Genomic DNA, 9,396 nt, shown 5'->3' on the forward strand with positions numbered 1-9,396 from the left:
AACGGCTACACCATATCGTTTCGGTTGCGTGCGTCCGGAGACACGGTGAGGTTCGCGTTCGCGCCGGTGTTGCGTACGTCGACCGACTGGAACTGGTTGATCATCTGGTTAGCATAGAAGTTGTTGGAGACCTCGTACAGATTGACCACCGGCCCAATGCTCGGCGTTTGCGGCACGAACGGCTGAATCCAGCCATAGATCCATGGCGCGCCGCCGCCGCCGCGAATCGCCGCCATCGCTTTGCGATCGAGCGCGAGGTTCAGCGAGAGGTCGTTCAATTTGATGCAGGACATGTCGTTCTCCGGTTGGCCGCGTGCGCAATGCGCGCGGCTGAATGGACTCTGCACCACACGGTGCAAAGGCCATGCCAATCGGGGGCGGATTCGACGCGAAGCCCGCGGCGCATTGACTGGCGCGGCTTGCGCGGATTTAACACCAACGCGGTCGATGCGATCGGTCGGCTCGCGGCCAACAAGCCCACATTCGAACAGGTGTGAGATCCAACACATTCAGCGGGATCCCACGGGTTCTCCATCCGGTTGAAATCAACGCGCGACACGGCTCGTAAATGAGCGTCGCACACCAACAGAGCAGCGCGATTTCTGTTGGTCCCGTCCTGACATCTACCTCTTCAGAAAACCGCTCGATCGGCCGTCAACCCTGTAAACAGGGGTTTTCCGGCGCCTGGCCCGGATGATGCAAAAGCTGTCGCAACAGTGTTGGAAATGCGAACGAGGCCAGCCATGAACACCCAAACGCTCGATACACGCGACGACGACCCGCAATCCGCAGCCGCTTGCGACACCGCATCATCGACGATCGATCTGCCGATCGGCGCGCATCTGGTCACGCAACGCAACGGCTACGAACATCACGGCATCTATGTCGGCAATGGCCGCGTCGTGCACTACTCGGGCTTTGCGGCCTCCGCGCATCCCGGACCGGTCGAGGAAGTCGAACTCGCGCGCTTCGCCGCCGGCCATTCGCTGTCGGTTCGCGCGACGCCGAGCGCGATCTACGTCGGCGCCGATGCGGTGCGCCGCGCGCGCTCCCGCCTCGGCGAAAACCGCTATCGCCTGCTGACCAACAACTGCGAACACTTCTGCGCGTGGTGTCTGCTCGGCGAAAGCCACAGCGAACAGGTGCATTGCTGCTTGCGCCATCCGAGCACGGGGGTGCGCGCGCTGCTGTGCCTCGTGAAGGCGTTCGTCGAGAGCGGGGCGAGGAACGAACACCGCGTGGCGCAATTCGCGCAAGTCGCGTGAACGCAGCGCGTCAGGAACGGGACGATTCGAGGAGAACATCATGATTGCCGCAGAAAAAAGCCTGCACTGGGCCGTCGACAAATGGCTCGCACCCACGCCGTCGATGCCCGCGCGCGTGGTGCGGTTCTGCCATCGCGCGTCGCAACAGCAACGCTATGTATGTGTGCAGGCGTTGAAGCCGGAAGGCTTGCTGTCGATTTTCTTCTTCCGCCACGGCGACGGTTCGTGGAACGTGTTCCCGCCGCAAGCCGAGCGGCCCGCGATAAACGGGTATTGCCGCACGGCCGCGTAGGAACTCATGCGTGACCCGCCGTGGCTGCTTCCTTGGCGAGCCACTGACTGAACAGCAACATCGCCGGCGTCATCGGCTTGCCCTTCAGGCAGGTCAGCCAGTAACTGCCCGCCTTGACCTCGATGTCGAACGGGCGCACCAGACGCCCGGTATTGATCTCCCGTTCGAACATCAACGCAGGCGCGAGCGCGATGCCCGCGCCCTGTATCGCCGCTTCCACCATCAACCGCGACGAATCGAACACCGGTCCGCGCACCGGCCGCGGCGCGATGCCCGCGGCCGCGAACCAGTTCAGCCAGTCGTCCATGCGGTACGAGCGCAGCAGCGTTTCGTTGGCGAGATCGTCGGGCCGTGCGAGGCGCGCGGCGATCTCGGGCGTGCAGAGCAGCGCGAGCGGCGCGTCGAGCAGTTTGGTGGCGAGCGAGCCGGCCCACGTCCCGTCGCCGAAACGGATCGCGAAATCGAGGCCTTCGGTCGCGAGGTCGACGAGGTTGTTATTGGTCAGCAGCCGCAGCTCGACGAACGGATGCGCGTCGCGAAACGACTTCAGGCGCGGCATCAGCCAGCCGACCGCGAACGTGCCGACCACACCGATCGTCAGCACCTCGTGAAAATGCCCGCCGTCGAACTGCTTGAGCACCGCCTCGATACGATCGAACGCGTCGGACAGCACGGGGCGCAGCGCGAGCCCTTCGTCGGTCATCGCGAGGCCGCGCGGCAAACGCTTGAATAGCGCGGTGCCGAGCCGCTCCTCCAGCAAGCGGACCTGCTGGCTGACCGCGGCTTGGGTCACGTTCAGCTCTTGCGCCGCGCGCGTGAAGCTCAGATGCCGCGCGGACGATTCGAACGCGCGCAGCGCGTTCAGCGGAAGATACGGTCTCATGGTGCAGATACAAGATTTTCTTGTGAGTGGGCTAACTTATCACCATCGGCCCACTTCGCCGACTTCCTGTCTGTTATTCGCCAGTCGAATTGTGCGACACTAGGGCCACATCGACGGGGGCAATCGTACGCCCGGCGCCGCGCCAGACGCGCGGTGGCGAGTCGGCGATGAAGAGCCGGCAATGGTGAGCAACGGTGAACGGCCGCCACGGACTGCCTCGATGTAGGTGGTGAGAAGTTGACTGTCCAGATGGAATGTTCGACATGTTCTGCCGACGTTCGTCCAGGTAAGCCGTCGGCTCGTGCAACCTTGCATCATTGCCCTCGATGGGGAGTGCGCTATGTCCGTGTATGTTCTGGCCTTGCTCATCGGCGTCGTCGCCGGCCTTCGCGCGATGATCGCCCCCACCGCCGTCAGCTGGGCCGCGCGTCTGGGATGGCTGCCGCTGCAAGGCACCTCGCTCGCCTTCCTCGGCTTCGCGGCCACGCCGTATATCTTCACCGTGCTGGCGGTCATCGAACTGATCACGGATCAATTGCCCGAAACGCCGAGCCGCAAGGTGCCACTGCAGTTCGGCGCGCGAATCGTGCTCGGTGCGCTGAGCGGCGCGGCGATCAGCGGCGCGCATGGCGGCCTGGCGGGCGGCATGATCGTCGGGGTGCTGGGCGCGGTGGTCGGCGCTGTAGGCGCGGTGATCGGCACGCTCGGCGGCGCGAAGGTGCGCAGTTCGCTCGCCAGCATGTTCGGGCGCGATGCGCCCGCGGCGTTGATCGAGGACGTGGTCGCGATCGTCGCGGCTGCGTTGATCGTCGTGTCGTTGCACGGGTTCTGACACAAACGCGAAAACGCGGCGGGACGCTTTGCGCGTCGCCGCCGCGTTCGGTCGCTGCCCGCAGCTTATCGAACCCGGGCGATTCGCGCGGCCGTCGTGACTTGCCTGACCGGCGCCGCCGCCGTCGAACTCGCCGCCACTGGCGGCATCAGCTTGCCTTGCACGAGCAGCTGAAGCGTCTTCACGACCAGAATCGCGATGATCGCGTTCGCCACCACGAACAGAACCGGTGCCGCGAATTCGATCGGACCCGTCGCGCCGCGTTCGACGAGACGCAGGGCCATCGTCGGCAACGCAGCTACGCCGAAGCTGAACGCCCAATAGCCGGGCACAAATACCTGTTGGCGGATCCACGGCAGCAAACGCAGCAGCATCAGCGCCTGATAGAGACCGTAGCCGAGCAGCGCGTAGGCGAACAGATCGGGCGTGCCGCTGGTGAGGCTCAGATACGCGACACCACCGACGACTGGCGGCGCGAGTTGCACGCCGAGGGTCGGGCGCAGCGCTTCGGGCAGCGGTTCGTGCACGGCGGCGCGATGCAGGATCATCGATTCGAGCGCGAGCCACGCCAGCATGCCGCCGCCGAAAAACAGCTCGCCCAGTTGATGGAAGCCGAATGCGGCCGAGCTCGCCGCCGCGACGAAGCCCGCTCCGACCGTCGGCAGATAGATCGCCGGCGTGGTCAGTTCGGGCTTGCGGCCGCCTTGCCACAGCTTGCCCTGTAGATAGACGCCGAGCCCAAGTTGCGCGATCGCCGCGATGCCGTACAGCATCAGCGCGAGGGACTGCGCGTACGGCTGCAGCAGTTGCGCGGCAAGCAGCGTCGAGATCGGCGCGAGCGCGACGAACGAAGACTGCACCGGATGGTCCAGTTCGGCGCGTGCGTCGGCGGTCTGTGCGAACCACTTGTGCACGTAGGCGAACAAAATGATGACCCAGACGGCGAGCGCCGCGATCGTCACCACGCTGCCGGCGACGGCCGGCAAATGCCACAGGCGGATTGCTACGCGCCACAGGTTGGCCAGCGCCAACGAGCCCACCGCGATGCTCAAGAAGCCAGCCGGAACCGCACCACGATTGCTGTTCATGACGACCTCCGAAAGTTGCGTCGCGCTGCGGGTTGCTGGTCATGCGCGATCGATGGCCTACTGTAAAAGGCCACGGAGAATCGCAGAACGCTGCAAACGCTCGACAAATGGCGCGAGCGTCGCAAGCTGTGTTTTAGCGGGGGAAAGGGGCAGAGAAGGCGGGGGGAGGAAGGGCGGCCGTCAACCGCCCATGCGCACGAGCATCGCCAGCAACTGGTCGAACGAAAGCGGCTTGCGCGCGTAGGCAATATGCGGATTCGGCTGCACCGGAATGTCCGATGCGGCACTGCACAGGATGATCGGAATCTCGCGCAGCTCTGGATCCTCATACAGCGCCGCGCACAACTGGAGGCCCGACATGACCGGCATCATGCAATCGGACAAGATGATACCGGGCCGGCTCGAGCGGACCAGTTCGAGCGCGACGGCGCCGTTCGACGCCGTCCGTACCGCATAGCCGTGTCGTTCCAGCAGCAGCCGCCACACCGTGAGGATGTCGAACTCGTCGTCCACCACCAGAATGGTTTTCATGAGCGGCTAGGTTTTTCGCCGCGATCGCAGCGTGGCCGACAGGCCCGGCGTCGATTGGGTGCCCGCGGCGCCGGGCGAGCCGTCGATCACGTCGAGTCCTTGCGACGAAATCGACAGCTCGCGCAGTGACGTGTCGTGCGCGCTTTCGCGTTGCTTCACCACCGAAATCATGCGCCGCAGTCCGCCTTCGGTCTCGGCGTAGCGCAGCAGCACGAGGTTTTCGGTCAACGCCGACACGCGCACGGCCTTCGCGTGACCCGGATCGCTGTACAGCGACAGTTCCTCGGTGACGAGCGTCGTGATGGCCGCTTCGCGCAACTGATGCAGCAGTGCATTGAGGAACAGGCCGAAGCGCTCGGTACGCAACGCCGAATCGCGAAAGCCCTCGACGCCGTCGATCACGATGCGCGTCGCGCCAGTCTGCTTGACGGTGGCGAGCGCCTTCGCGGCGATTTCATCGACCGCGAGTTCGATCGCCGGCTGCCAAAGCACCATCAGACGACCATCTTGCCACGCATCGGCAAGCGCGATCGACACCGCTTCGGCCTTGCCGATGAGTCTGTGCGGACCCTCGTAGAAGCCGAGATACACGCAACGCTCGCCGCGTGCGAGACCGGCCGCGAGGAACTGCAGGCACAGCAGCGTCTTGCCGACGCCCGAAGGGCCGATCAGCGTGGTTGTCGCCCCTTGCGCGAAGCCGCCGCCGAGCAGGTTGTCCAGGTGCAGCAAGCCGAAGCCGAGCCGCGCTTTCAGATCGACGGGGCCCGCTTGCTCCGCGCACTGCGCTTCGAGGCGCGGGAACATCAGCAGCCCGCTGCCGGCGATGCGGAAGAAGTGCTTGCCCATCAGATGATCGCGCGCGCGCATCTTGTGCACTTCGATTTCGCGCGCGCGCCGCATGCCGTCGTGATAGCTGTTCAGCTCGATCAGACCATCCACCAGCGTGTGCTCGGGATGCGACTCGTTGCCCGACAGCGGCGCGAGCAGCAGTGTCGTGCAGTCCATCGCGGCGACCAGCGCGTTCAGCTCGTGGATGAACTTCGACAGCGACAGCTCGGTTTCGCTGAATTCACGCGCGCTGCGAAAGCCGTCGATGATCATCAGGCTCGGCCGGTAGTCGTAGATGCTCGACGCGATCAGCTTCAGGAAACCGTCGAGGCCGTCCTGCATCAGCTCGTGATAGCCGGACACGAACAGCATCTGCTGCGCGACCGCGGCTTCGTCGAAAAAGCTCAGGCCTTTCAGGTGACCGAGCAGCTTGTCGTGCGATTCGGCGATCAGCGTCATGTACAGCACTTTCTCGCCTTGCCGCACCCGATAAAAACCGATCTGGCTCGACAGGATCGTCTTGCCGGCGCCGGCCATGCCCTCCAGTAGATAGACGCCACCGCTCACCAGACCGCCGCCGAGGATCTCGTCGAAACCGGGCACGCCGGTTTCGACATTGCGTCGCGCCGCGTCAGGCCGGGCCGTGTCAGGTCGGGCCGCGTCAGGTCGCGCCGCCTCGGACGGGCGAGACGTGTTGGATGCGTCGGTAGTCATTGTCGATGTGTCGTTCAAAGTGCAAGCGACGGCCTGGTCGTGACCGTCCTGTGCTCAACCCAGTCGTGGCAGCAATCCCCATTCCCGATCGCGAGCGGCAGTGTCCCGCGGCGTGAAATGCGGGGAGTCTATCCGGCAACGCGTGCTCGGCGAACGGCGTGTGCTCGACAGGGCGGCCTGAGAGGGCGAAAAAAGCCGGCGGCGAGGAGCCCGGTGCATGCGGCATGAGGGGGGAGTGAGGTGCGGTGGCCGGTCGAACTTGCAAACCGATGCAATGAAACGGAAAGGCGAGCGCTTCACTCATACGGCCGCCGCAGGATGCGGTCTAGGCTGCCGATCACATAGGTCAGGTGCAGGTTCGAACGACGGCTGCGAGTGGCGCCGGCTTCGGCGGACGGCTTCTGATGCTTGTTCATGGTGTACCGGGTGACGCGCCTCGCCGTATACAATTCGGCAGCGCCTGATCCCAGCGGGCTTACACCCGCCTATTTGCCAACCGATCCAACCCATGCCGAATCCGACCCGGGCCATTCTTCTCGGCCCGCTCCTGAAAGGTGTTTCACGCTCCTTCTATCTGACGCTGCGCGTGCTGCCCATCGGCATGCGCGATCCGATCGGCCTTGCGTATCTGCTCGCGCGCGCGGCCGATACGATTGCGGACACCTCGCTGATAGCACCGGGCCAACGCCTCGAATTGCTGCTCGCGTTGCGCGATCAGGTCAATGGCGTGGCCGTCGATAGTGCGCCGTTCCAGCGCATCGCCGCGGAAGTCGCGGGTCAGCAGGCGCATTCGGATGAAAAGCTGCTGCTCGAATCGTTGAGCCCCGCGCTCGACGTGCTCGCGCAACTGAGCGAGTCCGACCGCCACTCGGTGCGCGCGATCGTCACGACGCTGACCGAGGGCATGGAATTCGATTTGCGCACGTTCCCCGACGAACGCTCCGGCCAGATCGCGGCGCTGCGCGAATACGACGAACTCGATCGCTATACGTATCTGGTCGCGGGCTGCGTCGGCGAGTTCTGGACCACGATGACTTACGCGCACATGCCGGGCACGCTGAAAGAACAGCCCGACACGATGAAGCAGCGTGGCGTGCGTTTCGGCAAGGCATTGCAGATGACCAACGTGCTGCGCGATTGCGGAAAAGATTTGCGCATCGGCCGCTGCTATCTGCCGCAGAGCATGCTCGAGCGCCACGGTCTGAGCGCGCGCGATCTGCTGCAACCGGCCAATTCGATGCGCGCGCGGCCGCTGCTCGTCGAACTGCTGCGCAAGACGCTCGATCATTTTCGCGCGGCGCTCGACTATACGCTTGCGATTCCGGTGAGCGCGGTGCGCTTGCGGCTCGCCTGCCTATGGCCGATCCTCATCGGCCTCGACACCTTACTGCTGCTCGCGGAGAACGACGCGTGGCTCGATCCGGCCAAAGTGTCGAAGGTGACGCGCCATGACGTGTATCGGATCATCGCGTCATCGCTGCTGCTGTTGCCGTCGAATGCGCTGGTGCGCAATGCGATCAATAGCCGCATCGCGCGGATCGAAACTCGGCTGTAGGCGTAAACGCCTACCGTTGCGCGCACAGCTACGCGCATCGAATAAAACTGAATCGCTTCAATGCACTACGAATCGCCCGCAGTAGCCGCGATTTATTCTGGATCATTGAATTTTCAACAATCGGGAAAGCCCCAGGCCACTGCATTCGCGCTTCACGTTAGTCTCTTCGAAAAGGAGGCGACCATGCGACAAGCGTTCAATATTGCGTTGGTGCTTTTGCTTGGCTATCTGATGGCGGATCGCGCGTTGATGCGTGCGCAGGCGGGCGAGGTCGGCACGATTACATGTCACCAGGGCGCGGCGCTCGTCAAATCGGACGCGTTGAAAAAGGGCTTTGGTGACGCTGGCGCGAGCGCGCAGAGCGAGAGCTTCCTGTCGAGTTGCCTCGTGACCGGGCGCGGCCAGGTCGGCAATCTGATCGCACGCGACTGAGCGCGGGCAGCAGAGAATTCATCGCGGCGCACGCGGAGCGTCGCGAAAAAGCGCCCAGACCGTGAAGGCCTGGGCGAAGTCATCGGGAGCCCGATGACGGAGGTAACCACATACGAACTGGCCCGCGCTCGGAGATACCCGAGTCGCGGGCCAGTTCATTTGAATCGGGGTGCGCGTCGCAAGGACGCGCTATTTGGACGTGCTCGCGGTTCGTTTCGCCGCAGGGCTTCGTGGCCACATAGCTGCGCTTGACGAACCGCCTGCCGCCTACCGCTTACTGACCGAAGTAGACCGACTTCGGGCCACTCGTCGGAGCCGCATGGCTCGTTTGCGACGTACCGCTCACCGTACCACCGAAGCCGGTAGCGGTTTGACCGACGCCGTTTTGCGCGTCGACGCGGGCTTGCGCAGCCTGGATGTCAGCCGGGTAGTGCGGGTCGGCGTGACCAGGTTGATAGCCGGCCTTTTCCAGTTGGATCAGCTCGGCGCGCACTTGAGCGCGGGTCACGGGCTGGTTGGCTTGCGCGAACGCGGCGACCGGGGCGGCGACAGCGACGGCGATGACAACGGCTTGAATCAGCGATTTCATGATACTTACCTCCAGTTCAGGGTTTTATCTTGCTGCGAACTTGCTTGTTCGTAGTCAGTGATTGCATTGTAATTTGGCGAACTGGGGAGAGTAAGTCGTGAAATATGTAATGTTTGTTGCGGAAATTGATATAAAACGACGAAGCGTTTAGGGTTAACGCGTAGACGTGTCTCCGGTGTCGCAGGAAATGGAAACTATGCGAGGTCGGTGAACGACTGCTGCCACAGTTCGTGATTGATCCGGGCGGTCGACATCCCTTGCGGGAGTAAGGTGGTCCGCGATTGCGTCAAATCGACCCAAAAGAGACGATCGATTTCTCCGAAAGCGGTCGTTCGGCGTGAAAAAGAGCCGCTAGCTATCCCCGCGCTTCGCCTGTCGCGTAATCAA

General features: G+C 63.7%; 11 protein-coding genes. 5 read left to right on the plus strand and 6 right to left on the minus strand.

Annotated elements, in window-relative coordinates; all coding sequences use genetic code 11:
- Positions 1–5: 5 nt before the first annotated feature.
- Complete coding sequence (locus tag HDG39_RS09080; RefSeq protein WP_026226395.1) at positions 6–293, minus strand: hypothetical protein; 288 nt, start codon at positions 291–293, stop codon at positions 6–8.
- Positions 294–743: 450 nt separating this feature from the next.
- On the opposite strand from HDG39_RS09080, the gene HDG39_RS09085 reads away from it, so the two are divergent.
- Together HDG39_RS09085 and HDG39_RS09090 are read left to right on the plus strand one after the other, a co-directional pair.
- Positions 744–1,265 (plus strand): lecithin retinol acyltransferase family protein, encoded by a 522-nt coding sequence (locus HDG39_RS09085; RefSeq protein WP_184005177.1) that lies wholly within the window; start codon positions 744–746, stop codon positions 1,263–1,265.
- 40 nt (positions 1,266–1,305) lie between these two features.
- Positions 1,306–1,557 carry a hypothetical protein gene (locus tag HDG39_RS09090; protein ID WP_184005179.1) on the plus strand — a complete coding sequence of 84 codons (252 nt, stop codon included), beginning with the start codon at positions 1,306–1,308 and terminating at the stop codon, positions 1,555–1,557.
- 4 nt (positions 1,558–1,561) lie between these two features.
- Here the strand turns inward: HDG39_RS09090 and HDG39_RS09095 are convergent, their stop codons facing one another.
- Positions 1,562–2,440 (minus strand): LysR family transcriptional regulator, encoded by an 879-nt coding sequence (locus tag HDG39_RS09095; protein ID WP_184005181.1) that lies wholly within the window; start codon positions 2,438–2,440, stop codon positions 1,562–1,564.
- Positions 2,441–2,780: 340 nt separating this feature from the next.
- On the opposite strand from HDG39_RS09095, the gene HDG39_RS09100 reads away from it, so the two are divergent.
- Entirely contained in the window at positions 2,781–3,272 is a 492-nt protein-coding gene (locus tag HDG39_RS09100; protein ID WP_184005183.1) for a DUF4126 family protein, read from the plus strand.
- Between the two features lie 65 nt (positions 3,273–3,337).
- Here the strand turns inward: HDG39_RS09100 and tehA are convergent, their stop codons facing one another.
- The 3 genes from tehA to HDG39_RS09115 form a co-directional block, all read right to left on the minus strand.
- The gene (gene tehA, locus HDG39_RS09105) at positions 3,338–4,360 is read right to left on the minus strand and encodes a dicarboxylate transporter/tellurite-resistance protein TehA (protein WP_184005185.1); all 1,023 of its coding nucleotides are present in this window, start codon (positions 4,358–4,360) and stop codon (positions 3,338–3,340) included.
- 180 nt (positions 4,361–4,540) lie between these two features.
- Positions 4,541–4,891: a response regulator gene (locus HDG39_RS09110; protein WP_184005187.1), complete on the minus strand. Its 351-nt coding sequence runs from the start codon at positions 4,889–4,891 to the stop codon at positions 4,541–4,543.
- A gap of 6 nt (positions 4,892–4,897) precedes the next feature.
- On the minus strand, positions 4,898–6,433 hold the full coding sequence (locus tag HDG39_RS09115) for an ATPase domain-containing protein (protein ID WP_221305653.1): 1,536 nt from the start codon (positions 6,431–6,433) through the stop codon (positions 4,898–4,900).
- Positions 6,434–6,941: 508 nt separating this feature from the next.
- Here HDG39_RS09115 and HDG39_RS09120 point away from each other — a divergent pair.
- Together HDG39_RS09120 and HDG39_RS09125 are read left to right on the plus strand one after the other, a co-directional pair.
- Positions 6,942–7,988 carry a phytoene/squalene synthase family protein gene (locus tag HDG39_RS09120; protein ID WP_184005189.1) on the plus strand — a complete coding sequence of 349 codons (1,047 nt, stop codon included), beginning with the start codon at positions 6,942–6,944 and terminating at the stop codon, positions 7,986–7,988.
- Positions 7,989–8,171: 183 nt separating this feature from the next.
- Positions 8,172–8,420 (plus strand): hypothetical protein, encoded by a 249-nt coding sequence (locus HDG39_RS09125; RefSeq protein WP_129961873.1) that lies wholly within the window; start codon positions 8,172–8,174, stop codon positions 8,418–8,420.
- Between the two features lie 274 nt (positions 8,421–8,694).
- Here the strand turns inward: HDG39_RS09125 and HDG39_RS09130 are convergent, their stop codons facing one another.
- Positions 8,695–9,009, minus strand: a complete 315-nt coding sequence (locus tag HDG39_RS09130; RefSeq protein WP_184005191.1) for a DUF4148 domain-containing protein — start codon at positions 9,007–9,009, stop codon at positions 8,695–8,697.
- Between the last annotated feature and the right edge of the window lie 387 nt (positions 9,010–9,396).

Origin of the sequence: Paraburkholderia lebeckiae, assembly GCF_014201005.1 — a bacterium.
In the GTDB taxonomy this organism is placed as follows: domain Bacteria; phylum Pseudomonadota; class Gammaproteobacteria; order Burkholderiales; family Burkholderiaceae; genus Paraburkholderia; species Paraburkholderia tuberum.